Annotated in this window: 27 protein-coding genes and 1 riboswitch; of the genes, 14 read left to right on the top strand and 13 right to left on the bottom strand. The window is 72.5% G+C overall.

Annotated features, from left to right (window positions below):
- The first annotated feature begins 38 nt into the window (after window positions 1-38).
- Window positions 39-320: a hypothetical protein gene (locus ACIBAD_RS22685; protein WP_134073367.1), complete on the top strand. Its 282-nt coding sequence runs from the start codon at window positions 39-41 to the stop codon at window positions 318-320.
- Here the strand turns inward: ACIBAD_RS22685 and ACIBAD_RS22680 are convergent.
- Together ACIBAD_RS22680 and ACIBAD_RS22675 are read right to left on the bottom strand one after the other, a co-directional pair.
- On the bottom strand, window positions 222-1,106 hold the full coding sequence (locus ACIBAD_RS22680) for a glycosyltransferase family 87 protein (protein ID WP_398908166.1): 885 nt from the start codon (window positions 1,104-1,106) through the stop codon (window positions 222-224). The two genes, ACIBAD_RS22685 and ACIBAD_RS22680, sit on opposite strands and share 99 nt — an antisense overlap.
- Window positions 1,107-1,174: 68 nt before the next feature.
- Complete coding sequence (locus ACIBAD_RS22675) at window positions 1,175-1,360, bottom strand: hypothetical protein (RefSeq protein ID WP_099891262.1); 186 nt, start codon at window positions 1,358-1,360, stop codon at window positions 1,175-1,177.
- A gap of 313 nt (window positions 1,361-1,673) precedes the next feature.
- Here ACIBAD_RS22675 and ACIBAD_RS22670 point away from each other — a divergent pair, with 313 nt between their 5' ends.
- A complete protein-coding gene (locus ACIBAD_RS22670; RefSeq protein WP_398908165.1) occupies window positions 1,674-3,797 on the top strand; it encodes a HelD family protein in 2,124 nt (707 codons plus the stop codon).
- Between the two features lie 94 nt (window positions 3,798-3,891).
- Here the strand turns inward: ACIBAD_RS22670 and ACIBAD_RS22665 are convergent, their stop codons facing one another.
- Window positions 3,892-4,596, bottom strand: a complete 705-nt coding sequence (locus ACIBAD_RS22665) for a copper homeostasis protein CutC (protein ID WP_134073363.1) — start codon at window positions 4,594-4,596, stop codon at window positions 3,892-3,894.
- Window positions 4,597-4,713: 117 nt separating this feature from the next.
- On the opposite strand from ACIBAD_RS22665, the gene ACIBAD_RS22660 reads away from it, so the two are divergent.
- Complete coding sequence (locus tag ACIBAD_RS22660; RefSeq protein WP_398908164.1) at window positions 4,714-5,406, top strand: hypothetical protein; 693 nt, start codon at window positions 4,714-4,716, stop codon at window positions 5,404-5,406.
- 56 nt (window positions 5,407-5,462) lie between these two features.
- Entirely contained in the window at window positions 5,463-6,689 is a 1,227-nt protein-coding gene (locus ACIBAD_RS22655; RefSeq protein WP_134073359.1) for a Cmx/CmrA family chloramphenicol efflux MFS transporter, read from the top strand.
- A 75-nt stretch (window positions 6,690-6,764) separates the two neighbouring features.
- Here ACIBAD_RS22655 and ACIBAD_RS22650 read toward each other — a convergent pair whose 3' ends face one another.
- The gene (locus ACIBAD_RS22650; RefSeq protein ID WP_134073356.1) at window positions 6,765-7,034 is read right to left on the bottom strand and encodes a DUF4031 domain-containing protein; all 270 of its coding nucleotides are present in this window, start codon (window positions 7,032-7,034) and stop codon (window positions 6,765-6,767) included.
- 7 nt (window positions 7,035-7,041) lie between these two features.
- Window positions 7,042-7,419 carry a hypothetical protein gene (locus ACIBAD_RS22645; RefSeq protein WP_134073354.1) on the bottom strand — a complete coding sequence of 126 codons (378 nt, stop codon included), beginning with the start codon at window positions 7,417-7,419 and terminating at the stop codon, window positions 7,042-7,044.
- A 101-nt stretch (window positions 7,420-7,520) separates the two neighbouring features.
- Here ACIBAD_RS22645 and ACIBAD_RS22640 point away from each other — a divergent pair, with 101 nt between their 5' ends.
- The 6 genes from ACIBAD_RS22640 (at window position 7,521) to ACIBAD_RS22615 (ending at window position 12,489) form a co-directional block, all read left to right on the top strand.
- The gene (locus ACIBAD_RS22640; RefSeq protein ID WP_134073352.1) at window positions 7,521-8,453 is read left to right on the top strand and encodes a MurR/RpiR family transcriptional regulator; all 933 of its coding nucleotides are present in this window, start codon (window positions 7,521-7,523) and stop codon (window positions 8,451-8,453) included.
- Window positions 8,450-9,397, top strand: coding sequence for an N-acetylmuramic acid 6-phosphate etherase (murQ, locus tag ACIBAD_RS22635; protein ID WP_398908163.1), 948 nt, complete (start codon window positions 8,450-8,452; stop codon window positions 9,395-9,397). Before ACIBAD_RS22640 ends, murQ begins: the two co-directional genes overlap by 4 nt.
- 115 nt (window positions 9,398-9,512) lie before the next feature.
- Window positions 9,513-10,997 carry a PTS transporter subunit EIIC gene (locus ACIBAD_RS22630; protein WP_398908162.1) on the top strand — a complete coding sequence of 495 codons (1,485 nt, stop codon included), beginning with the start codon at window positions 9,513-9,515 and terminating at the stop codon, window positions 10,995-10,997.
- Between the two features lie 22 nt (window positions 10,998-11,019).
- Window positions 11,020-11,664 carry a GNAT family N-acetyltransferase gene (locus tag ACIBAD_RS22625; protein WP_398908161.1) on the top strand — a complete coding sequence of 215 codons (645 nt, stop codon included), beginning with the start codon at window positions 11,020-11,022 and terminating at the stop codon, window positions 11,662-11,664.
- Window positions 11,665-11,806: 142 nt separating this feature from the next.
- Window positions 11,807-12,079, top strand: a complete 273-nt coding sequence (locus ACIBAD_RS22620) for a CopG family transcriptional regulator (protein WP_134073346.1) — start codon at window positions 11,807-11,809, stop codon at window positions 12,077-12,079.
- On the top strand, window positions 12,076-12,489 hold the full coding sequence (locus ACIBAD_RS22615; RefSeq protein WP_134073344.1) for a PIN domain-containing protein: 414 nt from the start codon (window positions 12,076-12,078) through the stop codon (window positions 12,487-12,489). Before ACIBAD_RS22620 ends, ACIBAD_RS22615 begins: the two co-directional genes overlap by 4 nt.
- On the opposite strand, the gene ACIBAD_RS22610 is transcribed toward ACIBAD_RS22615, so the two are convergent.
- Together ACIBAD_RS22610 and ACIBAD_RS22605 are read right to left on the bottom strand one after the other, a co-directional pair.
- Window positions 12,479-13,024: an amidase gene (locus tag ACIBAD_RS22610; RefSeq protein ID WP_398908160.1), complete on the bottom strand. Its 546-nt coding sequence runs from the start codon at window positions 13,022-13,024 to the stop codon at window positions 12,479-12,481. The genes ACIBAD_RS22615 and ACIBAD_RS22610 overlap by 11 nt on opposite strands.
- Entirely contained in the window at window positions 13,021-13,239 is a 219-nt protein-coding gene (locus ACIBAD_RS22605) for a hypothetical protein (protein ID WP_030156956.1), read from the bottom strand. Before ACIBAD_RS22605 ends, ACIBAD_RS22610 begins: the two co-directional genes overlap by 4 nt.
- Window positions 13,240-13,354: 115 nt before the next feature.
- Between ACIBAD_RS22605 and ACIBAD_RS22600 the strand changes: the two genes are divergently transcribed.
- A complete protein-coding gene (locus ACIBAD_RS22600) occupies window positions 13,355-14,191 on the top strand; it encodes a Scr1 family TA system antitoxin-like transcriptional regulator (protein ID WP_398908159.1) in 837 nt (278 codons plus the stop codon).
- Window positions 14,175-14,429 (top strand): DUF397 domain-containing protein, encoded by a 255-nt coding sequence (locus ACIBAD_RS22595; RefSeq protein WP_398908158.1) that lies wholly within the window; start codon window positions 14,175-14,177, stop codon window positions 14,427-14,429. The genes ACIBAD_RS22600 and ACIBAD_RS22595 overlap by 17 nt, the downstream gene beginning before the upstream one ends.
- Here ACIBAD_RS22595 and ACIBAD_RS22590 read toward each other — a convergent pair whose 3' ends face one another.
- The 6 genes from ACIBAD_RS22590 to thrC form a co-directional block, all read right to left on the bottom strand.
- Window positions 14,430-15,833, bottom strand: coding sequence for a PQQ-binding-like beta-propeller repeat protein (locus ACIBAD_RS22590; RefSeq protein ID WP_398908157.1), 1,404 nt, complete (start codon window positions 15,831-15,833; stop codon window positions 14,430-14,432).
- A gap of 467 nt (window positions 15,834-16,300) precedes the next feature.
- Window positions 16,301-16,900 (bottom strand): phosphoribosylanthranilate isomerase, encoded by a 600-nt coding sequence (locus ACIBAD_RS22585; protein ID WP_398908156.1) that lies wholly within the window; start codon window positions 16,898-16,900, stop codon window positions 16,301-16,303.
- A gap of 122 nt (window positions 16,901-17,022) precedes the next feature.
- Window positions 17,023-18,645, bottom strand: coding sequence for a chaperonin GroEL (gene groL / locus ACIBAD_RS22580; protein ID WP_053690625.1), 1,623 nt, complete (start codon window positions 18,643-18,645; stop codon window positions 17,023-17,025).
- 349 nt (window positions 18,646-18,994) lie between these two features.
- Complete coding sequence (locus tag ACIBAD_RS22575; RefSeq protein WP_005315736.1) at window positions 18,995-19,198, bottom strand: cold-shock protein; 204 nt, start codon at window positions 19,196-19,198, stop codon at window positions 18,995-18,997.
- Between the two features lie 383 nt (window positions 19,199-19,581).
- Window positions 19,582-19,860, bottom strand: a complete 279-nt coding sequence (locus tag ACIBAD_RS22570; protein WP_134073336.1) for a MoaD/ThiS family protein — start codon at window positions 19,858-19,860, stop codon at window positions 19,582-19,584.
- Between the two features lie 35 nt (window positions 19,861-19,895).
- On the bottom strand, window positions 19,896-21,194 hold the full coding sequence (thrC, locus tag ACIBAD_RS22565; protein WP_398908155.1) for a threonine synthase: 1,299 nt from the start codon (window positions 21,192-21,194) through the stop codon (window positions 19,896-19,898).
- Window positions 21,188-21,337: riboswitch (SAM riboswitch) on the bottom strand. (Overlaps the previous gene by 7 nt.)
- A gap of 196 nt (window positions 21,338-21,533) precedes the next feature.
- Between thrC and ACIBAD_RS22560 the strand changes: the two genes are divergently transcribed.
- Both ACIBAD_RS22560 and ACIBAD_RS22555 read left to right on the top strand, forming a co-directional pair.
- Window positions 21,534-22,511: a glucosyl-3-phosphoglycerate synthase gene (locus tag ACIBAD_RS22560; protein ID WP_134074513.1), complete on the top strand. Its 978-nt coding sequence runs from the start codon at window positions 21,534-21,536 to the stop codon at window positions 22,509-22,511.
- Window positions 22,512-22,556: 45 nt separating this feature from the next.
- Window positions 22,557-24,008, top strand: a complete 1,452-nt coding sequence (locus ACIBAD_RS22555; RefSeq protein WP_398908154.1) for a trehalose-6-phosphate synthase — start codon at window positions 22,557-22,559, stop codon at window positions 24,006-24,008.
- The last annotated feature ends 4 nt before the right edge of the window (window positions 24,009-24,012 follow it).

Below are 24,012 nucleotides of genomic sequence, written 5' to 3'. Positions count from 1 at the left end.
TACGCTGAGGGGGACGCACGTCCGGCAGGGAGAGTCACATGACGCACCAGGAGATCTACGAGGTCCTCTACACGGAGTCGGCCGGCCATGACCGGGACCGGCTGGACCCCGCGCGCCGCGCCTCCTTCGACAAGGCCGTCGAGATCCTGGCACGCGATCCGTACACCGAGCTGTCCCGGCCGATAGGGGCGGGCGAGCAGGATCGCGAGATCCGGCTCACCTCACAGATCGTGGCCGAGTACATGGTGTCGCGCGGCCGGCTGCTGCTCGTGGTGCTGAGGATCTTCGACGACGCGGACATCCTGCTGCCCGAGGGGTGACCTGCGGACGGGGACCATGACGAGGCCGCGCTTGGGGGCCGGGCGGCGGCGGGTCGTCGCCACCCGGGCCAGGAGGGCGAGGAGCGGGACGCACCACACCCACAGGTGCGGCCAGTCCGGCAGCGGGACCCGGCCGGAGGCGGGCAGGTGCCGGGACCAGAACTCGGCGGAGGCCTGCGGGAGGACCAGCAGCCCGAGCAGGGCGGTACCGGCGAAGGCGCCCAGTGCCGTCAGCCCGGCCCGGATCCGGCGGGTCAGCAGCAGGTACGCGATGAGCAGCGCCGGGGTCAGGGTGATCCCGGCGGCGGTGCCCAGCGCGAAGCCCTTGCCGAGGGCACCACGGGGCCGGCGCAGGTCCCACAGGACCAGGCAGGCCAGCGCCAGGTTGATCTGCCCGGCGAGCAGGCTCTGGAACAGCGGCTCCATCCAGAGCCCGGCGATGGTGGCGGCGAGGACGGGCCCGGGCCGGGCCCGCAGTCCTGCCAGGCGGCAGGACATGAGGATCAGCAGGGCGAGCAGGCCGGCGTTGCCGAGCACGAAGACGGCCTTCAGGACGCCGGCGGGCAGCCACGCGGCCGGGGTGAACAGGATCGCCGCGAAGGGCGGGTACGCGGCGGGAGGCCGCCACTCGGCGGCGCCGAACCCGGCACTGAACCCGGCGGCGAGGCCGTCGGCGATCGGGATCCGCACCACGATGCAGAGCACGCCGAGCACGAGGAGCGAGCCCGTGACCAGCACGCCGACCAGGGGCGACGGCGGGGGGCTGGAATGGAGGCTCCGGGTCACGCGCGTGACCCTAGTGGATCACCGCGGCCGCCCCGCCGCTATCCGGCCAGGCGGAGCGGTGCCGCGGGTCAGCGGCGTATGACGCCTGCGTCCTCGGCGTACTCGCCCAAGACGACCACGCTGACGGCCGCGGACGCGAAGACCTTCGCGGCGCGCAGGGCATTGCCCACCAGGTGGCGGGGGCGGGAGTCGGAGGTGGCGGTGGCGCCGCTAGGGCGGCCGCCCCGGATCGGGGTGAGGGTTGCGGTGCTCATGTATCCATGGTGCGTTTCCTTCCCGGATTTCACATCGGTCTGCGGGTGGAACCGCATGGCCTCCCGCCTACTCCTCCCGGCCCATGCCGTCCCCTAGTGGCTCTGCCCGAGGTCTGGCACTCCCCGGTATGACACCCGCACGGGCCTACCCCTCCGGAGGGACCTCCGCCCGCTGAATCCGTTCGCGTCGTGACCGCCCACTGACTACAATCTCCGCTCTTGCCGCCTCCCGCCGCCGTTTCGGGGAGAGCCGCCCGCCGGACGGAAACCGGCGTGCATCGTTCCGTACCGATCAGCAGCTGGAGGCATTTCCGTGTCCGCGCACGCCCCCGAAGCCGACTCCGAGACACCGACCAAGACCGAGACCGAGACCGCGACCGACCCGGGAACCGCCACCCACCCCCTCGCCCGCGAGCAGGCCCACCTCACCGCCTCCCGTGCCGCGCTCCGCGCCATGCGCGAGGACGTCGAGGCCCTCGACATCCGCGACGTCACCGCGAACTGGGTCAACGCCGTCGTCCTCCAGGCCCAGATCGACGACCGGATCAAGGCCCTCGCCGACCTCGCGCACACCCCGCTCTTCTTCGGCCGCCTCAACTACCTGCACGCACCCGGCGCGGACCTCGCCGAAGGCGCGGAAGGCGAGCAGTTCTACATCGGCCGCCGCCACGTCCACGACGCGGACGGCGACCCCATGGTGATCGACTGGCGTGCGCCCGTCTCCCAGCCGTTCTACCGGGCCTCCAAGAACGACCCGCAGGACATCGCGCTGCGCCGCCGCTTCGGCTACACCGGCGGCGAGCTCACCGCGTACGAGGACGAGCACCTCTCCGACCCCTCCGAGGCGGCCGCCGTCAGCAAGCTGCTCCAGCAGGAGATCGAGCGCCCGCGCGTCGGCCCCATGCGCGACATCGTCGCGACGATCCAGCCCGAGCAGGACGAGATCGTCCGCTCCGGCCTGTCCGGTTCCGTCTGCGTGCAGGGCGGCCCCGGCACCGGGAAGACGGCGGTGGGCCTGCACCGCGTCGCGTACCTGCTGTACGCCCACCGCGAGCGGCTCGCCCGCACCGGCACGCTCGTCATCGGGCCGAACCGTTCCTTCCTGCACTACATCGAGCAGGTCCTGCCGGCCCTGGGCGAGCTGGAGGTCAAGCAGGCCACCGTCGAGGACCTCGTCTCCCGCGACGGCCTGGAGATCCGCGGCGCCGACGCCGCCGCGACCGCCGTCGTCAAGGGCGACGCCCGCATGGCGGAGGTGCTGCGCCGCGCGGTCCGCTCGCACGTCACCCCGCCCGCCGAGCCGCTGATGGTGGTGCGCGGTTCGCGCCGCTGGCGGGTGCCGGCGTACGAGCTGGAGGAGATCGTCGCGGAACTCCTCGACCGGGACATCCGCTACGGCGCCGCCCGCGACGCGCTGCCGCAGCGGATCGCGCACACCGTGCTCGTACGGATGGAGCAGGCGGGCGAGGCCCCGGACGACCGCGTCCAGGACTCGGTGGCCCGCGGCGCCGCCGTGAAGGCGGCGGTCAAGGCGATGTGGCCGGCCGTGGACCCGGCGAAGCTGGTGCTGCGCCTGCTGTCCGACCGGGAGTTCCTGGCGGAGCACGCGCAGGGCGTGCTCTCGGCCGACGAGCAGGAGCTGCTGCTGTGGGCGAAGCCCTTCCGCAGCGTGAAGTCGGCGAAGTGGTCGGCGGCCGACCTGGTCCTGATCGACGAGGCGGCCGACCTGGTGGAGCGCACGCACTCGCTGGGCCACGTCGTCCTCGACGAGGCCCAGGACCTGTCCCCGATGCAGTACCGGGCGGTCGGGCGGCGCTGTACGACCGGCTCCGCGACCGTCCTGGGCGACCTCGCGCAGGGCACGACCCCGTGGGCCACGCGCGGCTGGGACGAGGCCCTCGCCCACCTCGGCAAGCCGGATGCGGTGCTGGAGGAGCTGACGGCGGGCTTCCGCGTACCGCGCGAGGTGATCGCGTACGCCTCGCGGCTGCTGCCGTCGATCTCCCCGGGGCTGGCCCCGGTCTCCTCGGTGCGTGAGACGCCGGGCTCGCTGGTCGTCGCACCGGCGGTGGACCCCTCGGACCTGACCGCCGCGGTGCTCAACGCCTGCCGCGCCTCGCTCGGCCACGAGGGCTCGATCGGCCTGATCGCGGCGGACGCCCGGATCCCGGAGCTGGCGAAGGCGCTGGAGGCGGCCGGGACGGCGTACCTCTCACCCGGCGAGGAGACGACTGCGCAGTCGCGCCTCACCCTCGTTCCGGCGTCGCTGGCGAAGGGCCTGGAGTACGACTACGTGGTCCTGGACGAGCCCGCCGCGATCGTGGCGGGCGAGCCGGACGAGCGGACGGGCCTGCGGCGCCTGTACGTCTGCCTCACCCGAGCCGTCTCCGGCCTGACGCTGCTCCACGCGGATCCACTGCCGGCGGCGCTGGCGTAGCAGCCGGCCCGGCCGGGGCCGCGTCCCGGACCGGTCCCGACCCGCGCCCCGAACGCCGCCACGGTGGTCCCGTCGGCGTTCGGGGCGCGAGCCGTCAGGACAGGGCCGCGCGCCAGTCGGCCACCGCCGCGGCGGAGACCGGCGCCGACCAGCCGTCGGGGCGGGCCGCGCCGCCGATGTGGAACGCGTCGATCCCCGCCGCGCGCAGCTGCGGCAGGTGCGACAGCGCCAGCCCGCCGCCCACCAGGATCTGCGCGGTGTACCCGGGCTCGCCCCGCCGGGCCGCCTCGGCCAGCAGCACCGGCAGCCCGGCGTCGACCCCGGCCGCCGACCCCGCCGTCAGGTACGTGTCCGGTCCGGCGGACTCCGGCAGCTCCGCGAGCGCCTTGCGCAGCTGGTCCCGGTCCGCGGCCCGGTCGATGGCCCGGTGGAAGGTCCACTTGCAGCCGCCCAGCTCCGCCACGACCGCCTCGATCGCGGCCAGGTCCGGGCCGCCGTCCGCGGCCAGGAACCCGAGGACGAACTCGTCCGCCCCCTCCGCCCGCAGCGCCCGCGCCCGCGCGGCCAGCAACTCCACGTCCGCCGCCGTGCCCGCCGCGAAACCGTCGGTGGTGCGGAGCATCACGCGCAGCGGGATGTCGACCGCCGCCCTGATCGCCGCGAAGGTCTCGCGCGGCGGGGTGAGCCCGTCGGCGGCCATGTCGGTGACCAGTTCGAGGCGGTCCGCCCCACCCGCCTGGGCCGCGACCGCGTCCTCCACGTCGAGGGCGATCACCTCCAGGACTGCACGGTTGCTCATTGGGCCCCACTCCTCCGGAAAGCTGCTGGTATGGAAAATAGGTCTAGTCCAATATCCAGAGTACGGGCCTCCGCCCACCCTCCACCAGCACAATCACGCCACCCGCACAATGTGCGCATGGACACAGCGCCCGACACCGCGCCCGACACCGCCCCGCTCCGCGCCCGCTGGCACGCGACCACCGCCGCCGCGGGCGCGGCCGCCGATCGCGACCCCGCCCCCTACGCCGACCGGCTCCTCGCCGCCTGGGCGGAGCCCCAGCGCCGCTACCACACCACCGCGCACCTGGCCGACGTACTCGCGCGGATCGACGTACTGGCCGGGCACGCCGCCGACCCCGCCGCCGTCGAGCTCGCCGCCTGGTTCCACGACGCCGTCTACCGCCCCGACCGCTCCGAGAACGAGGAGCGCAGCGCCGCCCTCGCCGAGCGCGCCCTGCCCGAGCTCGGCATCGACGCGGCCCGCACGGCCGAGGTGGCCCGTCTGGTGCGGCTCACCGTCACCCACGACCCCGCCCCCGGCGACACCGACGGCGAGGTGCTCTGCGACGCCGACCTGGCCGTGCTCGCGGGCGCGCCGGACGCGTACGCGGCGTACGTCGCCGCCGTCCGCGCCGAGTACGGCTTCGTGCCGGAGGACGCCTTCCGTTCCGGCCGGGCCGCCGTGCTGCGCCAGCTGCTCGGCCTGCCCCGCCTCTTCCGCACCCCGTACGGCACCGCGCACTGGGAGGCCCCGGCGCGCCGCAATCTGGCCGCCGAGCTCGCCGGCCTGACCACCGACCCGGCCACTGATCCCGCCCCCGGGGAATGAGATCCGCTTCGCGGCGGTTCGTGCAGAACATGCCCTCCGCCGCAGCACGCTCCCGCATGCCCGTCGCCGTATACGTCCTCGGCCTGTCCGTCTTCGCGCTCGGAACCAGCGAGTTCATGCTCTCGGGGCTGCTTCCGCCCATCGCCGAGGACATGGACGTCACCATCCCGCAGGCGGGCCTGCTCATATCGGCCTTCGCGATCGGCATGGTCGTCGGGGCGCCGCTGCTGGCGGTGGCCACCCTGCGGCTCCCTCGCCGCACCACCCTCATCGCCCTCATCAGCCTCTTCGGTCTCGGGCAGGTCGCGGGCGCGCTGGCCCCCTCGTACGAGCTCCTCTTCGCCTCGCGCATCGTCTCCGCGCTCGCCTGCGCCGGCTTCTGGGCGGTCGGCGCGGCCGTCGCCATCGCGATGGTGGACAAGGACCAGCGGGCCCGCGCCATGGCCGTCATGATCGGCGGCCTGTCCATCGCCAACGTCCTGGGCGTCCCCGCCGGCGCCTTCCTCGGTGAGCACCTGGGGTGGCGGTCCGCGTTCTGGTCGGTCGGCGCGGCCTCGGCGGTCGCCCTCGTCGGCATCCTGGCCCTGATCCCGGACATCCCGCGGCCCGCCGTACGGCCCACCCTCGCGCGGGAGCTGCGCATCTACCGCGACCGCCAGGTGTGGCTGTCGATCGGCGTGACGGCACTGGCCGCGGGCGGGGTCTTCTGCGCCTTCAGCTACCTGTCGCCGCTGTTGACGGAGGTCGCCGGGCTGGAGGCGGCGTGGGTGCCGTGGGTGCTCGCGCTGTTCGGGGTCGGCGCGCTCGTCGGCACGACGGCAGGAGGGCGGATCGCCGACGCGCACCTGTTCGGCGTGATGCTGTGGGGGATCACCGCGTCGACGGTCTTCCTCGTCGCGCTGGCCCTCTTCGCGTCGTCGGCGGTGGCGGCCGTCGGGCTGTCGTTCCTGATGGGCGTCTCGGCGTTCTTCACGGCGCCCGCGCTCAACGCCCGCATGTTCAACGTGGCGGGCGCGGCCCCGACCCTGGCCGGAGCCACCACCACGGCGGCGTTCAACCTCGGCAACACGGGCGGCCCGTGGCTCGGCGGCACGGTGATCGACGCCGGCCGCGGTTTCGCCGCCACCGCCTGGGCGGGCGCGGCGATGACGGTGACGGCCATCGCCCTGGCCGCGATCGCACTGCGCCTCCACACCCGCACACCGCAGCCCGCGAGCCGGGTCGTCGCGTCGTCGGCCCCGGAGGCGGCCGACGCGGCGGCCGCACCGGCCGTCGGCCGCTGATCCCCACCGGGCGCGCGAGTCCCGGCCGACCCCCACGGGGCGCACGCGCCCCGACCGGGCACGAGCCCCGGCCGACTACGCCACCGGGCGGCCCTTCGGGCGGCGCAGCCCGGCGGCCGTCAGGCGGCGGACCAGTTCCTTGCTGCCGACCTCCACCGCGCCCGCGGCCACCGCGTCCGCGTAGCGGTACGACGGCACGTCGTAGTGGTCGCGCTCGAACGCCTTCGCCGGGCAGCCGATCGACGCCGCGAAGGCGTGCAATTCCTCGTACGAGACGTCACTGACCAGGTGCGACCACATGCGGCCGTGGCCCGGCCAGGTCGGCGGGTCGATGTAGAGCGTCACCGGCGGCTCACCGGCCGGCGCCGAACACGGGGCCGAGGCCGCCGACCGCGGCGACCTTCACCCCCGCCTTGGCGCATACCCAGTGCGGATCGGGTCCCAACTCCGGCTCCACGTCCAGCGCGTGCGGATCGCCGTGCGAGCAGACCGGGCACAGCGGCCAGCGGCCGTACTTCTCCAGCAGCGCGTCCTGTACGTCCTGGGCGACGAGTCCGGGAAGGAAGCCGACCCCCTCCGGCCACTGCTCCACCCACCACCGACGGTGCGTGACCGAGTCCTCGACGAGGGAGACGACATCGGCGTCGGCGACCTCGCCCGCGGCAAGATCGGCGAGAACAAGTGCACGGGCGACGTGCAGCGCCTGCTCCAGTGGGGTCGCGTGGTCCATGGGCCCATTGTGGCCCCGTACGGGCAAAGTGGTGAAGGTCCTTCCCCACCGGTACCGAATGGCGCCTTGACCCCCACCCGGGCCGAAAATAGATTTCAAGAATGAGCGACGACCCGAAAGTAACTTTCGGCGACGTGGAGGGCGGCGCAACCGGCTCCGGCGTACCCCTGCGGGCCCGCGTCCGCAGCCTCGGCCCCTCCATGACCCGCTCCGTCCGGGCCGTCGCCGAAACCGCCGCCGCCGACCCCGCCGGCTGCTCCCGACTCACCGTCGGCGCGCTCGCCGCGCGCACCGGCACCAGCGAGGCCACCGTCGTCCGCACCGCCCGCCTCCTGGGCTACCCCGGCTACCGCGACCTGCGCCTCGCCCTCGCCGCCCTCGCCGCGCAGCAGGAATCCGGCGCCGCCCCCGCCGTCACCGCCGACATAGCCGTCGACGACCCGATCTCCGACGTCGTCGCCAAACTGGCCCACGAGGAGGCCCAGACCCTCGCCGACACCGCCGCCGGACTCGACCTCACCGCGCTCGCCGCCGCCGTCACCGCGCTCGCGACCGCCCGCCGGATCGACATCTACGGCGTCGGCGCATCCGCCCTCGTCGGCCAGGACCTGGCCCAGAAGCTGCTGCGCATCGGCCTCGTCGCCCACGCCCACGGCGATCCCCACCTGGCCGTCACCGGCGCCGTCCAGCTGCGCCCCGGGGACGCCGCCGTGGCGATCACCCACTCCGGCGCCACCGGCGACGTGATCGACCCCCTCCGCACGGCCTTCGAGCGCGGCGCCACCACCATCGCCCTCACCGGCCGCCCGAACGCCCCCGTCTCCCACTACGCCGACCTCGTACTGGCCACCTCCGCCGCCCGCGAGACCCGGCTGCGCCCGGCCGCGATGTCCAGCCGGACCAGCCAACTCCTCGTCGTCGACTGCCTTTTCGTCGCAGTCGCGCAGCAGACGTACGAGACCGCCGCGCCCGCGCTCGCCGCCTCGTACGAGGCACTCGCCCCCCGCCGATCCGCCAGGAGCCCCCGCCCATGACCAGCTCGTACGCCGACGGCTCGCACGCCGCGCTCCGCGCCCAGCTCGACACCCTGACCACCGAGGCCTTCCGCCCCGAACTGGCCGAGATCGACCGGCTGTCCACCCTCGACATCGCCCGCACCATGAACGCCGGGGACGCCACCGTCCCGGCAGCCGTCGCCGCGCAGCTGCCGCGGATCGCCGCCGCGATCGACGCCATCGCGCCGCGCATGGCCCGCGGCGGGAGGCTCGTGTACGCGGGTGCGGGCACGGCCGGGCGGATGGGCGTACTGGACGCCAGCGAGTGCCCGCCCACCTTCAACACCGACCCGGCGCAGGTCGTGGGCCTGATCGCGGGCGGGCCCGGCGCCATGGTCCGGTCGGTCGAAGGGGCCGAGGACTCCGCCGAGCTGGCGGCCTCGGACCTGGCCGCGCTGGACGTCGGACCGGACGACTCCGTCATCGGCGTCTCCGCCTCCGGCCGCACGCCGTACGCGATCGGCGCCGTCGAGTACGCCCGTACGCGCGGCGCACTCACCGTCGGCCTGGCCTGCAACGCCGGCTCGGCGCTCGCCGCGGCCGCCGAGCACGGCATCGAGGTGGTCACCGGGCCCGAGCTGCTGACCGGGTCCACCCGGCTGAAGGCCGGTACCGCGCAGAAGCTCGTACTGAACCTGATCTCGACGATCACCATGATCCGCCTGGGCAAGACGTACGGGAACCTGATGGTCGACCTGCGCGCCTCCAACGAGAAGCTGCGCGCCCGCTCCCGCCGGATCGTGGCGCTGGCCACGGGCGCGCCGGACGAGGAGATCGAGGCCGCGCTCGACGCCACCGGCGGCGAGGTCAAGCAGGCCGTCCTCGTGCTGCTCGGCGGCGTGGACGGCCCGGCCGCGGCCGGACTGCTCACGGCCGCGCGCGGCCATCTCCGCGAGGCCCTGACCCTGGCTTCGGCCCGCTGACCCGCCGACTCACTGGGACCTGCTCCGACCTGCTCCGACCTGCCGACTTGCCCGACCTGCTGACTTGCCCGACCTGCTGACTGCCCCGTTCCCCCCGACGCAAGGCGATCACCACATGTCCACTGACAAGAACCGCGCCACGGCCGCCGCGATCCTCCCGCTGGTCGGCGGCCCGGACAACATCAGCGCGATCGCGCACTGCATGACCCGGCTGCGCATCGCGCTGCACGACCGCTCGCTGGTCGACGACGAGGCGCTGCGCGCACTGCCCGCGGTGCTGGGCGTCGTCGAGGACGACACGTACCAGATCGTGCTCGGACCGGGGACCGTCGCCCGGGTGACCCCGGAGTTCGAGGCGCTGGTCGAGGAGGGCCGCTCGGCCGAACACCCGCCGCGCACCGCCGTCACTGCGGAGGAACTCGCGGCCCAGGGCGCAGCGTTGAAGCAGGAGCAGAAGGCCCGCAACAGCACCCCGGTCAAGCTGTTCCTGCGCCGGATCGCGAACGTCTTCGTCCCGCTGATCCCGGCGCTCATCGGCTGCGGCATCATCGCAGGCCTGAACGGCGTCCTGCTCAACACGGGTTGGCTGCCGGCCGTCGTCCCCGCGCTCGCCGCGATCGCCTCCGGGTTCATGTCGCTGATCGCGGTCTTCGTCGGCTACAACACGGCCAAGGAGTTCGGCGGTACGCCGGTCCTGGGCGGGGCCGTCGCCGCCATCATCGTCTTCCCCGGCGTCGCGAAGATCGACGCCTTCGGCCAGCACCTCTCGCCCGGGCAGGGCGGGGTCCTCGGGGCCCTGGCGGCCGCGTTCCTCGCCGTACGGGTGGAGAAGTTGTGCCGCAGGTGGGTTCCGGAGTCGGTGGACGCGCTGGTCACCCCCACCCTCACCGTCCTGGTGTCGGGGCTGGTGACGATCTTCGGCCTGATGTTCCTGGCCGGTGAGGTCGCCACCGCCATCGGTTCCTTCGCCACCTGGATGCTCGCCGGCGGCGGCGCCTTCGCCGGGCTGGTCCTCGGCGGCCTGTTCCTGCCCCTGGTGATGCTGGGTCTGCACCAGGCGCTGATCCCGATCCACACCACCCTCATCGAGCAGACCGGCCACACCGCCCTCCTGCCGATCCTCGCCATGGCGGGCGCCGGCCAGGTCGGCGCGGCGCTCGCGGTGTACTGCCGGCTGCCGCGCAACCGGTCCCTGCGCACCACCATCAAGTCCGCGCTCCCGGCGGGCTTCCTGGGCGTCGGCGAGCCGCTGATCTACGGGGTCTCGCTCCCCCTGGGACGCCCCTTCGTCACCGCCTGCGTGGGCGGCGCGGCGGGCGGCGCGTTCGTCGGGCTGTTCAACCAGCTCGGGGTCGCGTTCGGCGCCACGGCCATCGGGCCTTCGGGGTGGGCCCTGTTCCCGTTGCTGGACGGCCCTTCGGGGCTCGGCCCGAACCTGGCGATCTACGCGGGCGGGCTCCTGACCGGCTACCTGGTCGGCTTCGCCGCCACGTACTTCTTCGGCTTCACGCGCCAGATGCTGACCGAGCTCAACGCCGACCGGGAGCCGACTCCGGCCACCGCCCCACCGGCCGCGGAGCCCTCCCTGGCGAAGATCTAGAGCGGTTGGGGAGACTGGGCGGATGCGCCTCCCCGCCGAAACCGCAGCCGCAGCCGATGTCGAAGCTGCTCCCGGCGCCGACCTTCCGCCGGTGGTCCCGCCCGGCCGGATGGCGGCCCTCCCGCAGCCGGTCCTGGACCTCCCTGGCCCGTTCCGGCTGCGGCCGTGGGCCTCGTACGACGCCCCCGCGCTGGTCGAGTCCTGCCACGACCCGGAGATCCGCCACTGGAACCGCCCGCCGGTGCTGTCCCCGGCCGGGGCGGAGGAACGTATCGCGCGCTGGCAGGAGCGCTGGCGCGCCGAGGCGGCCGCGATCTGGGCCATCGCCCCGGAGGCGGACGGTCTGCCCGTGGGCCTGATCGGCCTGGCCGACCTCGATCTGGCGGGCGGGAGCGGGGAGATCCTGTACTGGCTGCTGCCGACGGGCCGCGGCAGCGGCGTCATGACCGCGGCCACGGACCGGGTCAGCCGCTGGGCCTTCGAGGAACTCGGCCTGCACCGCCTGCGGATCACCCACTCCGTGGCCAACCCGGCCTCCTGCCGCGTCGCGGAGAAGGCCGGCTTCCTCCTGGAGGGCACCATGCGCGGCGCGCTCCTCCACGCGGACGGCTGGCACGACGAACACCTCCACGCCCGCCTGAGCACGGACGGCCCGGTCCCCGCCTGAAGCTCACCGCATGATCACACCATCGAGCTAACGCACGACGACGGACGCTTCTCGGGTCCGCATATGCCATCAACCTATGCACATGTATTCCCTCACCCCACACGCCGGGTACGGCGGTGGCATCGGAAGTAGCATGGGTGGTATGAGCGAGCCCACCCAGAAGTACTCGATCTCGATGCCCCGTGACGTCGCCGAGGCCGCTCGTGCCCGCAGCGGCCCTTCGGGTCTGTCCGCCTACGTCACCGCCGCCGTGGCCCGCCAGATCGAGCGCGACAACCTCGCCGAGCTCATCGCCGTCGCCGAGGCGGAGATCGGCCCGATCACAGCCGAGGAAATCCGCGAGAAGGGCGACCTCCTCGTGCGCGCACACCAGGCAGAACCGGCCGGTACCGAAGACAAGCGGAGCGCCGCATGACACCCCAAAAGGCCACCCCCGCCGGCACCCTCGTCCTCGACAGCGAGGGACTCGCGAAGTACATCTCGCGCGACCGTGAAACCGTGGGCTGGCTGGCGGCAGCCCACGCACGGGACGTGCGGGTCATCACCAGCACGGCCACCCTCGTCGAGGTGATCCACCCTCAGATCAACGTGCCGGCACTGAAGTGGGCGCTGTCCCGCGTGGTGGTCGAACCCGTCACGGAGGAGATCGCCCACCGCGCCACCGACCTGCTCCGCGAAGCAGGACTGCACGGGCACAAGCACGCCATCGACGCCATGCTCGCCGCCACCGCGCTCGCGGCGCCCGGGCCCGTCACCGTCCTGACCTCCGACCCGGAGGACCTGACGGCCCTCTGCGGCAAACGCCTCGCCGCAGTCAAGGTCTGACCACCCCCGCGGGGCCCGACCCGTCACGGCACGAACCGGCTGCGGTCCGCAGGAAGCGGACCAGGTCATCGACGCCGTAGCCGAGGCGCGGGCCCCGCTCGGCGGCCATCAGGAGCAGCTGGCCCACGATCTCCGCGCCCCAGCCGTCCGTGCCGTCCGCCGTCCACTCCCAGAGCCTCTCGATGCCCAGGTCGGTCATGAGCAGCCCGTGTCCGGTCCGGACCTCCCCGCACAGCTCGGCCACCGCCTCCAGCAGCCGCGCGCCCGGCCGCTCGCAGCGCAGCGCGAAGCGCCCGCCGATCTCCTCGACCTCGCAGCCCTGTGGCGGCTGCTTCTTCAGCCCGTCGTAGCGGGCGTCCTCGAACCGCGCGCACTCCCCCACCGGCCAGTGGACCAGGGTGAACCGCTGCACATCCGAAGCGGGCGGCCCCGGCCGCCCGTCGCGCTTCCATCCACTGCCGAGGAGGGCGTGCTCCAGTCCCCGCAGCTTCCAGCCGAGTTCGAAGCCCCATTCGGCGGCGGCGTCCCCGATCACGGGTTGGCCCGCTCGTGGAGCACGGCGGCCAGCCGGAGCGCGGTGTCCAGGTTGCAGCGGCCCAGGTCGACCAGCGGCAGCCCGTACGTGCCGGCGGCCGAGACCCGCTCCACGTCGAGCGACGGGAACAGCACCCCCACTCCCGCCAGGGACTCCTTCAACTGCCGGACCGCCTCCTCGGCTGCCTGCATCCGCTCCTGCGGAGAGAGCACCATGGCATGTCACCTTTCCACTCTGAGTGTTCAGCTTCGACACACAGAGTGGCGGCGGGCTCGCTAGCCTTTCCACACGGACACCGCAACAACGGCACGTGTTGCCAGGAGAGTTGCCATGGCAGGTAAGAACCTCGACCCGTCCTCCTCACCCCGCGCCCTGCTCGGCGCCGAACTGCGCGTGGCGCGCGAACGCGCGGGCCTCAGCCAGGCCGAGTTGGGCGAACCCCTCTTCGTCAGCGGCTCGTTCATCGGCCAGCTCGAAGCCGGCACGCGGCGGATGCACATCGAATTCGCCCGGCAGATCGACGACATCCTCGACACGGGCGGCTTCTTCGTCCGCAACTGCGGGGCGGCGGCCAAGTCCAAGTACCCGGACCACTTCGCGGCGGCGGCCGAGGCCGAGGCTCTGGCGAAGACCATCCGCGAGTACGCGCCGCTGATCATCCCGGGTCTGCTACAGACAGAAGCGTACGCACGGGCGGTCTTCCGCGCGTACAAGCCAACGGCCACGGCGGAGATCATCGACGAGCTGGTGGCCAACCGGTTGGCCCGCGCCGCGCTCCTGAGTGATCCAACAACACCACTGTTGTGGTGTGTTCTTGATGAGGCGGTGCTTCGCCGCGAGGTCGGCGGCCCGACAGTGATGGCGGAGGCCCTCCGCCACGTCGCCACCCTCATCCGCTCCCACCGGCTCATCGCGCAGGTCGTTCCGTTCAGGACAGGGGCTCACGCATCGCTAGGCGGTCCGCTAAGGCTCATGGCCTTCGATGATGCTCCCCCGCTCGCGTACGTCGAAGGCCTCGAAACGGGACTACTGCTGGATGATCCAGCCACGGTCGTACAACACACCCTGACCTACGATCTCCTCACGGCCAGCGCGCTACCACCCCGGGAATCACTGGCTCTCATCGAGTCTGTGGCGGAGGATTACGAGCATGATGAGCACGCCTGATTACGACCTGTCGGCGGCCACTTGGCACAAGTCCAGCTACAGCGCTGGCGACGGCGGCAACTGCCTGGAGATGGCCACCTGGCACAAGTCCACGTACAGCGGTGGCGACGGCGGCAACTGCCTGGAAGTCGCCGACGGCCACACCGGCATCGTCCCCGTCCGGGACTCCAAGGTCCCGGACGGCCCGCACCTCACCTTCAACGGCTCGGCCTGGACGGCGTTCGTCGCCAGCCTCTGACTACCAGCCGATCGTCGGGGCCACGTCGAGGATCGGCGGGAGGCGGCCGTCGTCGTCGAGGTTGACGAACGTCCTGCCGTGGAGGGCGAACGACTCGCCCAGCCGCAGGCCCCGCAGGACCGTCGACTCGCCGGTCGGCTTCCCGGTGCCCGGGTCGAGGTGCCAGAGGTGGGTGTACCCGCCCTCCGTGACCACGGCGAGCCGGCCGGTGCGGCCGTCGGCGGCCAGGGCGCGGACCCGCCAGTCGTGCTCGAACGCACGGGTCCACAGGTGGCGGCCGTCCTTCAGGGAGAACGCCGCCATGACCTCCCGCTCCTCCCGTTCCGGGACCGACGCGTACAGCACGTCACCGGCGACCAGCCACTCCGTCCCGCCCGTGGTCGGGACGTACGGCGCCTGCGACTCCGCGCGCGCACGGCCCTGCTCGTCGAACACCAGCAGGCGTCCGTCCCCGACGGCCGCGGCCGGGGACGCCGACACGATGCGCGGGGATTCGTACCCGACCGGCATCGGGAAGCGCCAGGCGGCGGCGCCGGTGCGGGCGTCGAGCGCGAACAGCTCGACTCCCTCGCCGGTCCGGGCCAGGAGCAGGGCCCGGTCGGGACCGGCGGCGACCTCCACGGCGACGACGCCCGAGGGCAGCGGGGAACGCCACCGTTCGGCCCCGGTGACCAGGTCGTGGGCGAGTACGGCGTCCGCGGTCGCGACCACGGCCAGCGATCCTCCCCCGGACGGCCGACCCACGAGTTTCGGGATGTCCTTGCTCCAAAGCTGCTTGCCGGACGCGACGTCCACCGCCACCAAGCGGTTGCCGCAGATGCTCTCCGCAGTGGTCACGGTGAGCAGCCCGGTGCCGGAGGGGGTGTCCGCGCTCATCCCGCACACCGCGCCGCCGGCCGGGGCGGGGAAGCCCCAGCCGCGACGGCCCTCCCCGTCGTAGCCGGTCACGCCGTCCGCGCGGGCCCGGATCACGACCCCCGTGTCCGGGTGCCCCGCCCAGGAGCCGAGCGGCTTGTCCGCGCCAGGACCGTCCGGGGCCTGGTACGAGAAGAGGTCCATGTGCGGGCCGCGCAGCCACGAGAAGCCGAGCCAGCCGGGCCACAGCGCGACGAGCGCCACGGCGACGGCCACGGTCCAGCCGACGCCGGAGCGGTACCCGCGGCCCTTCACGGCCGACCACCACAGGCCGCCGGCCGCGAGCCCGGCGACCAGCGCCCACAGCACCAGCGGGCCCAGCCCGCGCGGGCAGCCGCCGTCCCCGCACCGGAGGTCGGAGGCCATGTCCACGGCGGTCAACTTCACACACAGGACGGCGTACAACACCGCGACGGCGCTGAACGCGCAGGCCGCGGCGAGCCGCACGTGGTCCCGGAGCCGCTTCGCGAGCGGCAGTGGCGTGTCCATGATCCCCCCGCCCCGCAGCCTAGCGGCGATCGGGCGGGGCATGCGCAGCCCGTGCGCGGGCCTCCCCGCACGGGCCGGGGGCAGGTCCGTCAGGACCCGGAGACGGTCAGGGACCGGCGGTGAACAGCAGCGCGTTCGGGCTGGAGCCGGGCGTCAAGCCCGTGCCCCGCGCCGTCCCGGCCCGCACCGCCGACGGGCCGCCGACAAGACCACCCGTATGGTCCGCCCCCACACCGGGGAGCGCACTGCCGGTGCGCCCCCGATGCCCCGCCACCCCCACGGACGTCGTTGAACTGCGGCGATGTACGTGATGGCCGAGCCCTGCCCGCGGCCGGCGTCGCCGTGCCGGAGCCCGCGCCGTACGCGGCCCCCTCGCCCCCCGTACATCGTCACCGTACGGAAGGACCTCGACCCGGCCGACGTGGCGACCAGCCGGACTTCCCGAGCGACCGGCCCCGAGCGTCCGGTCAGCCGCGGGCGGCCTCGATGAAGGCCCGGATGAGGTCGGGGGACTTCACGCCGCGCGCGCTCTCCACCCCGCTGGAGACGTCCACGCCCCAGGCGCCGGTGGTCTCCACGGCCTCCCGGACGCTCCCCGGGGTCAGCCCGCCGGCCAGCAGCCAGCGGCCCTCGGGGGCGGTGAACTCCGCGGAGCCCCAGTTCCACGGCTTGCCGGAGCCGGGGTCGGGGGCGTCGAGCAGCAGCAGGTCCTCCCCGTACTCCCCGCAGCGCTTCACGTGCTCGGCGGTGGCCCGCAGCAGGGTCCGGCCCTCGGCGCGCAGCGCCTCGTAGTACTCCGGTCCCTCGTCCCCGTGCAGCTGCACTCCGCGTACGCCGCTCTCCTCGGTCAGCCGGCGCACCTCCTCGACCGGCTGCCCCCGGAACACCCCGACGGTCAGCACCCCGGCCGGGACCCGCGCCGCCAGCTCGCTCGCCCCGGCGGCGCCGATCGTACGGGGGCTCCCCGGTGCGAAGACGAACCCGACGGCATCGGCCCCGGCCGCCACGGCCACGTCGACGTCCGGCCCGGTCTTCAGCCCGCAGATCTTCACGAACAGCTCGCTCATCCCCCCAGTCAACCAAACCGCCCTGTCGGGTGGCGATGGGACCGGGAAACGCCCGAGGGCGGCACCCCCCGTGTGGGGAGTGCCGCCCTCGGTCGAAGAACAGCCGATCAGCCGGGGGCCGATCAGAAGTCCATGTCACCGCCCGGCATGCCGCCGCCGGCCGGGGCGCCGGCCTTCTCGGGCTTGTCGGCGATGACGGCCTCGGTGGTGAGGAAGAGGGCCGCGATCGACGCCGCGTTCTGCAGCGCGGAGCGGGTGACCTTCGCCGGGTCGATGATGCCCTCGGCGATCATGTCCACGTACTCGCCGGTCGCGGCGTTCAGGCCCCAGCCGACGGTCAGGTTGCGGACCTTCTCCACGACGACGCCGCCCTCAAGACCACCGTTGACGGCGATCTGCTTGAGCGGGGCCTCCAGGGCGAGCTTCACGGCGTTGGCGCCGGTCGCCTCGTCACCCGTCAGGTCGAGCTTCTCGAAGACCGCGGAGGCCTGGAGCAGGGCCACGCCGCCACCGGCGACGATGCCCTCCTCGACGGCCGCCTTCGCGTTGCGAACGGCGTCCTCGATGCGGTGCTTGCGCTCCTTGAGCTCCACCTCGGTCGCGGCGCCGGCCTTGATGACGGCCACGCCGCCGGCCAGCTTCGCGAGGCGCTCCTGGAGCTTCTCGCGGTCGTAGTCCGAGTCGGAGTTCTCGATCTCGGCGCGGATCTGGTTGACGCGACCCTGAACCTGGTCGCTGTCACCGGCACCGTCGACGATCGTGGTCTCGTCCTTGGTGATGACGACCTTGCGGGCGCGGCCGAGCAGGTCGAGACCGGCGTTCTCCAGCTTGAGGCCGACCTCCTCGGAGATGACCGTGCCGCCCGTGAGGATGGCGATGTCGCCGAGCATGGCCTTGCGGCGGTCACCGAAGCCCGGGGCCTTGACGGCGACGGAGCGGAAGGTGCCGCGGATCTTGTTGACGACCAGGGTCGACAGGGCCTCGCCCTCGACGTCCTCGGCGATGATCAGCAGCGGCTTGCCGGACTGCATGACCTTCTCGAGGAGCGGCAGCAGGTCCTTGACCGAGCCGATCTTCGAGTTGACGATCAGGATGTACGGGTCGTCGAGCGACGCCTCCATACGCTCCATGTCGGTGGCGAAGTACGCCGAGATGTAGCCCTTGTCGAAGCGCATGCCCTCGGTGAGCTCAAGCTCCAGACCGAAGGTCTGGGACTCCTCGACGGTGATGACGCCTTCCTTGCCGACCTTGTCCATGGCCTCGGCGATGAGCTCGCCGATCTGGGTGTCGGCGGCGGAGATGGAGGCCGTGGAAGCGATCTGCTCCTTGGTCTCGACATCCTTCGCCTGCTCCAGCAGGGCGCCGGAGACGGCCTCGACGGCCTTCTCGATGCCGCGCTTGAGGGCCATCGGGTTGGCGCCGGCGGCCACGTTGCGCAGGCCCTCGCGGACGAGCGCCTGGGCGAGCACGGTGGCGGTGGTCGTACCGTCGCCCGCGACGTCGTCCGTCTTCTTGGCGACTTCCTTGACCAGCTCGGCGCCGATCTTCTCGTACGGGTCCTCGAGCTCGATCTCCTTGGCGATGGAGACACCATCGTTGGTGATCGTGGGGGCGCCCCACTTCTTCTCAAGGACGACGTTGCGACCCTTGGGGCCGAGGGTGACCTTGACGGCGTCGGCGAGCTGGTTCATCCCGCGCTCGAGACCGCGCCGGGCCTCCTCGTCGAACGCAATGATCTTGGCCATCTGAAGTGGTCCTCCAGGACTGGGGTTCCCCCTGCGCCGTCGGCACGAGGGGAGGGTTGGATTGCTCCGGACCGCGCCCGCGCCCGCGACGGACGGCCTGCGTGCCCGGCGGTTCCTTCCCGCCGGACCCTGCGGGCCTCACCGACCCGGTCCTGTGTAGTAGCACTCTCACCAGGAGAGTGCTAACGCCAATGATTAGCACTCGACCCCTCCGAGTGCAAGCGGCTTCGGGCAACGGCCGGGGCGGCCGGCCGGCCCGACGGGGGCCGGACATGCGTCGAGGGTCCACATCCCTCCTCCAGGATGTGGACCCTCGTGCTTGATGCGTCGCTGGTCGATCGCGCCGGGGCTAGACGGCGAGCTTGACCATGTCCGCCTGCGGACCCTTCTGGCCCTGCGAGATCTCGAACTCGACCCGCTGACCCTCTTCAAGGGTGCGGTACCCGTCCATCTGGATGGCGCTGTAGTGGACGAACACATCCGCACCACCGTCGACCGCGATGAAGCCGTAGCCCTTCTCCGCGTTGAACCACTTGACGGTGCCCTGAGCCATGCCTAACTCCCCTATTACTGGCCCTTGCGCAGGACCGCACTTCGCGGTCCCGGGTCAGAACTTGCGCCGGAACGCCTCGACCGGGGCTGAATGTATCTGCACCGCTGCTGTCTGCAACAGGTCAATCCGACGAGAAATCTGGACACGGGGATACATTGAAATAGAGTGAAAAGTTGGCATATTCCCGGGCAACTCGGACCCGGCATATCTCGCCAAAGCCCCATACCGCACTTGCACATTGACTCAATGTCAACCATCACGCGACCCGCTCATATGCGGCGGGCAAGAACAGCGGAGGGGACTTCCCCAACTCTACCGCGCCCAACCAAGCAGAATTACCCCCTCCGCTTTTACCGGAAGGGGTAATTCTGGGCTTGCGCGTGTCAGCAGCCGCCCGCCACGGCGGGAATGATCGAGACGCCCGCGCCGTCCGGCGTCACCGCGTCCAGACCGCCCTCGAAGCGCACGTCGTCGTCGTTGACGTAGACGTTCACGAAGCGGCGCAGCTTGCCCTGGTCGTCCAGGACGCGGGCGGCGATGCCCGGGTGGTTCGACTCCAGGGAGGCGATGACCTCGGAGAGGGTCGCGCCTTCGGCGGGGACCTCGGCCTGGCCGCCGGTGTAGGTGCGCAGGATGGTGGGGATGCGGACGTTGACGCTCATGGCGCTACTGCCTTTCCGGGGGCGGAGGGTGTGGGTCAGGCCAGGCCGGCGGCGCGGAAGGCGTCCAGGCTCGGGCGGATGGTGGCGGTCTGCCCGCTGTCCGCGGCCACCGCCTCCAGGGTCTTGAGGCCGTCACCGGTGTTGAGGACCACCGTGGTCAGCGCCGGGTCGAGCTGCCCGTTCTCGATGAGCTTCTTGGTCACGCCGACGGTCACGCCGCCCGCGGTCTCGGCGAAGATGCCCTCGGTCTGCGCGAGGATCTTGATCGCCTCGACGACCTGCTCGTCGGTGACGTCCTCGACGTACCCGCCCGTGCGGCGGGCGATGTCCAGGACGTACGGGCCGTCGGCCGGGTTGCCGATGGCGAGCGACTTGGCGATGGTGTTCGGCTTCTGCGGGCGGACCACGTCGTGGCCGGCCTTGAAGGCGGTGGACACCGGGGAGCAGCCCTCGGCCTGCGCACCGAAGATCTTGTACGGCTTGTCCTCGACGAGACCGAGCTTGATCAGCTCCTGCAGACCCTTGTCGATCTTCGTCAGCTGCGAGCCGGACGCGATCGGGATCACGATCTGGTCGGGCAGCCGCCAGCCGAGCTGTTCGCAGATCTCGTACGCCAGGGTCTTGGAGCCCTCGCCGTAGTAGGGGCGCAGGTTGACGTTGACGAAGCCCCAGCCCTCGCCGAGCGGGTCGCCGATGAGCTCGGAGCAGAAGCGGTTGACGTCGTCGTAGTTGCCCTCGATGCCGACGAGGTCGCCGCCGTACACACCGGCCATGACGACCTTGCCCTGCTCCAGGTCGTGCGGGATGAACACGCAGGAGCGGAAGCCGGCCCGGGCGGCCGCGGCGCCGACGGCGCCGGCCAGGTTGCCGGTGGAGGAGCAGGACAGGGTGGTGAAGCCGAAGGCGCGGGCGGCCTCGACGGCGATGGCCACGACGCGGTCCTTGAAGGAGTGCGTCGGGTTGCCGGAGTCGTCCTTGACGTACAGCTTGCCCGTGACGCCGAGCTCCTTGGCCAGGTTGGCCGCGTCCACGAGCTTGGTGAAGCCGGGGTTCAGGCTGGGCTTGGAGGCCACGTCCGCGGGGACGGGCAGCAGTGGGGCGTAGCGCCAGATGTTGTTCGGGCCGGCCTCGATCGCGGCGCGCAGCGCCTCCGGGTCTCCGATGGGAAGGTCGTAGGCGACTTCCAGCGGACCGAAGCACTCGACGCAGGCGAAGATGGGACCCAGCTCGAAACGGGTACCGCACTCGCGACACGAGAGGCCGGTGGCAGGTCCGAGATCGACAGAGGTGGCAACAGTCTGTGCAGCCATGATGGCGAGGCCCTTTCTCCTCATCTTCCCCATGGCGCACTTCGCCATGAGACGGAATTGGCACCTTCCCTAGCCGGGGACCCCGCTGCTGCAAGCAAGCGCGAGAACCGACTGGAGGGTTGCCGGGGCTTCAACGGGCCGTGTCCCTCTGCCCCTCTGGATGAGCGGTATGGCACCGGTTCGCGCGCTCTGCGGCGCGTCCGGGCGTTTGTGCGCGGGGACCCCCGGCATGCGGTGGTCCTTCGCGTTGTTCAAGACTGTAACTGAAGGTCCGCGTGGTTGAGACAGCCGTCCGAACCGCGAGATGGATCACTTTTCGGCCGAAACCGCCGGGGAGCGAAGGACGACCAGGGAGTGCTGAACGTGCTGGAAGAGGTGGAGCGCTGGTTCGCGGACCGCTCCTGGTCCGCGGCCGACCGACCGCTCGACCAGCTGCTTTCCGCCAAGCGGGCGGCGGGCACCACGGTCAGCGTGGTCCTGCCCGCGCTCGACGAGGAGGAGACGGTCGGCGCGATCGTCGAGGTGATCCGGCGCGATCTGATCGACGGGCTGCCGCTGCCGCTGGTCGACGAACTGGTCGTGATCGACTCGGGCTCCACCGACCGGACCGCCGAGGTGGCCGCCAAGGCCGGCGCCCGGGTGGTGCACCGCGACGACATCCTGCCGCGGATCCCGGCCGTGCACGGCAAGGGCGAGGTGCTGTGGCGCTCGCTGCTGGCGACCACGGGGGACGTGGTCTGCTTCGTGGACGCGGACCTGCGGGACTTCTCCTCCGCCTTCGTCTCCGGGATCGTGGGCCCGCTGCTGACCGAGCCCGACGTGCAGTTCGTCAAGGCGATGTACGACCGCCCGCTGGGGGACGCCCCCGGCCAGGGCGGCCGGGTCACCGAGCTCGTCGCCCGCCCGCTGCTCAATCTGCACTGGCCGCAGCTGGCCGGCTTCGTCCAGCCCCTGGGCGGCGAGTACGCCGTGCGCCGGGCCCTGCTGGAACGTTTGCCCTTCCCCGTCGGGTACGGGGTCGAGCTCGGCCTGCTCGTGGACGCGCTGCACACGGTCGGACTGGACGCATTGGCCCAGGTGGACGTGGGCGTACGGCTCCACCGCCATCAGGACGGCCAGGCGCTGGGCCGGATGGCCGCAGCGATCTACCGGACGGCGCAGCTGCGGCTCTCGCGCGGGCCTTCCCCCAGCCACCGCCGGGGCTACCCCCACGTACGGCCGGAGCTGACGCAGTTCGAGCGCGGCCCGGACGGGTTCACGCCGCGGACGTACGCCGTGGACACCGAGGAGCGGCCGCCGATGGCGGGGGTCAAGGAGTACTCCGGCCGACGGGTGGCGTGAGGGAACTGACGTTTGAGCGGGCGGGCCCCGGGCTAGGTTCGCCGCATGGCTTCCCAGGTACTCGTTGCAGCGAACCGCGGCCCGCTCTCCTACGCACTCGACGAAGACGGCACCCTCACGGCCCGGCGGGGCGGGGGCGGACTCGTCTCCGGCCTCTCCGCCGCCCTCGCCCGCCAGCCGGAGGCGCTGTGGGTCTGCGCGGCCCTGTCGGACGCGGACCGGGAGGCGGTCCGCCGCGGCGTCTCCGAGCCCGGCGTCCGGATGCTGGACATCGATCCCACCACGTACGACGACGCGTACAACGGCATCGCGAACTCGGTGCTGTGGTTCACCCACCACCACCTGTACGACATCCCGCGCGAGCCGGTCTTCGACGCGCGGTTCCGGCGGCAGTGGCAGTCGTACGCCGCCTACAACCACGCCTTCGCGGTGGCGCTGGCCGAGGAGGCGGGCGAGGGCGCGGCGGTGCTCGTGCAGGACTACCACCTGGCGCTGGTCCCGGGTGAGCTGCGCCGGCTGCGGCCCGACCTGAAGATCAGCCACTTCACGCACACCCCGTGGGCCTCGCGGGAGTTCCTGGAGATGCTCCCCGACGACGTCCGCTCGCAGCTGGTGTGGGGCATGCTCGGGGCGGACATCGTGGGCTTCCACACCTGGGCGTGGGCGAACAGCTTCATGGACGGCGCGCACCTGGACGACGAGCGGGGCGTGGCCGAGCCCTGCTCCCCGGCGGGGACGGGCGAGCGGTTCGTCGAGAAGGCCCCGCGCGGTCCGGTGCGGCACCGGCGGACGGACGTGGCCGTGTACCCGCTGGGCGTGGACGCGGACGAGCTGCGGGCGCTGGCGCACCGGCCGGAGGTGAACGACAAGCTGGCGGCGCTGCGGGCGGAGGTCGGTGACCGCAAGGCGATCGTCCGGGTGGACCGGACGGAGCTGTCGAAGAACATCGTGCGCGGGCTGCTGGCGTACCGGGAGCTGCTGACGGTGCACCCCGAGTGGCGCGGGCGGGTGGTGCACCTGGCGTCGGCGTACCCGTCCCGGCAGGACCTGGCGGTCTACCGCTCGTACACGGAGGCGGTACGGGAGCTGGCGGAGCGGATCAACGAGGAGTTCGGCACGGAGGACTGGCAGCCGGTGCTGGTGTCGGTGAAGGACGATTTCACCCGCTCCCTGGCCGCGTACCGGCTGGCGGACGTGGCGCTGGTCAACCCGGTACGGGACGGGATGAACCTGGTGGCCAAGGAAATCCCGGTGGTGTCGGACGCGGGGTGCGCGCTGGTGCTGTCGACCGGGGCGGGGGCGTACGGGGAGCTCCGCGAGGACGCGCTGACGGTGAACCCGTACGACGTGACGGCGACGGCGCAGGCCCTGCACGCGGCGCTGGCCATGCCGGCGGGTGAGCGGCTGGAGCGCACCAAGCGCCTGGCCGCCGCGGCCACGGCCCTCCCCGCGACGGAGTGGTTCACGGCCCAGCTGGAGGCCCTGCGCGAGGCGTGATGAC

The organism is Streptomyces sp. NPDC051109 (genome assembly GCF_044455885.1).
Taxonomy (GTDB): Bacteria; Actinomycetota; Actinomycetes; order Streptomycetales; family Streptomycetaceae; genus Streptomyces.
Note: the sequence above shows the minus strand (reverse complement) of the source record. Positions and strands in the feature narration are given on the sequence as shown.

What these genes read in the sequence shown, in the direction of transcription:
- ACIBAD_RS22600 (WP_398908159.1), top strand. Translation starts at nt 13,355, where the DNA reads ATGGCAGGTAAGAACCTCGACCCGTCCTCCTCACCCCGCGCCCTGCTC.
- murQ (WP_398908163.1), top strand. Translation starts at nt 8,450, where the DNA reads ATGACCAGCTCGTACGCCGACGGCTCGCACGCCGCGCTCCGCGCCCAG.
- ACIBAD_RS22630 (WP_398908162.1), top strand. Translation starts at nt 9,513, where the DNA reads ATGTCCACTGACAAGAACCGCGCCACGGCCGCCGCGATCCTCCCGCTG.
- ACIBAD_RS22620 (WP_134073346.1), top strand. Translation starts at nt 11,807, where the DNA reads ATGAGCGAGCCCACCCAGAAGTACTCGATCTCGATGCCCCGTGACGTC.
- ACIBAD_RS22570 (WP_134073336.1), bottom strand. Translation starts at nt 19,860, where the DNA reads ATGAGCGTCAACGTCCGCATCCCCACCATCCTGCGCACCTACACCGGC.
- ACIBAD_RS22605 (WP_030156956.1), bottom strand. Translation starts at nt 13,239, where the DNA reads ATGGTGCTCTCTCCGCAGGAGCGGATGCAGGCAGCCGAGGAGGCGGTC.
- ACIBAD_RS22665 (WP_134073363.1), bottom strand. Translation starts at nt 4,596, where the DNA reads ATGAGCAACCGTGCAGTCCTGGAGGTGATCGCCCTCGACGTGGAGGAC.
- ACIBAD_RS22595 (WP_398908158.1), top strand. Translation starts at nt 14,175, where the DNA reads ATGATGAGCACGCCTGATTACGACCTGTCGGCGGCCACTTGGCACAAG.
- ACIBAD_RS22555 (WP_398908154.1), top strand. Translation starts at nt 22,557, where the DNA reads ATGGCTTCCCAGGTACTCGTTGCAGCGAACCGCGGCCCGCTCTCCTAC.
- thrC (WP_398908155.1), bottom strand. Translation starts at nt 21,194, where the DNA reads ATGAGGAGAAAGGGCCTCGCCATCATGGCTGCACAGACTGTTGCCACC.
- ACIBAD_RS22660 (WP_398908164.1), top strand. Translation starts at nt 4,714, where the DNA reads ATGGACACAGCGCCCGACACCGCGCCCGACACCGCCCCGCTCCGCGCC.
- ACIBAD_RS22585 (WP_398908156.1), bottom strand. Translation starts at nt 16,900, where the DNA reads ATGAGCGAGCTGTTCGTGAAGATCTGCGGGCTGAAGACCGGGCCGGAC.
- ACIBAD_RS22655 (WP_134073359.1), top strand. Translation starts at nt 5,463, where the DNA reads ATGCCCGTCGCCGTATACGTCCTCGGCCTGTCCGTCTTCGCGCTCGGA.
- ACIBAD_RS22575 (WP_005315736.1), bottom strand. Translation starts at nt 19,198, where the DNA reads ATGGCTCAGGGCACCGTCAAGTGGTTCAACGCGGAGAAGGGCTACGGC.
- ACIBAD_RS22675 (WP_099891262.1), bottom strand. Translation starts at nt 1,360, where the DNA reads ATGAGCACCGCAACCCTCACCCCGATCCGGGGCGGCCGCCCTAGCGGC.
- ACIBAD_RS22615 (WP_134073344.1), top strand. Translation starts at nt 12,076, where the DNA reads ATGACACCCCAAAAGGCCACCCCCGCCGGCACCCTCGTCCTCGACAGC.
- groL (WP_053690625.1), bottom strand. Translation starts at nt 18,645, where the DNA reads ATGGCCAAGATCATTGCGTTCGACGAGGAGGCCCGGCGCGGTCTCGAG.
- ACIBAD_RS22625 (WP_398908161.1), top strand. Translation starts at nt 11,020, where the DNA reads ATGCGCCTCCCCGCCGAAACCGCAGCCGCAGCCGATGTCGAAGCTGCT.
- ACIBAD_RS22645 (WP_134073354.1), bottom strand. Translation starts at nt 7,419, where the DNA reads ATGGACCACGCGACCCCACTGGAGCAGGCGCTGCACGTCGCCCGTGCA.
- ACIBAD_RS22590 (WP_398908157.1), bottom strand. Translation starts at nt 15,833, where the DNA reads ATGGACACGCCACTGCCGCTCGCGAAGCGGCTCCGGGACCACGTGCGG.
- ACIBAD_RS22685 (WP_134073367.1), top strand. Translation starts at nt 39, where the DNA reads ATGACGCACCAGGAGATCTACGAGGTCCTCTACACGGAGTCGGCCGGC.
- ACIBAD_RS22640 (WP_134073352.1), top strand. Translation starts at nt 7,521, where the DNA reads ATGAGCGACGACCCGAAAGTAACTTTCGGCGACGTGGAGGGCGGCGCA.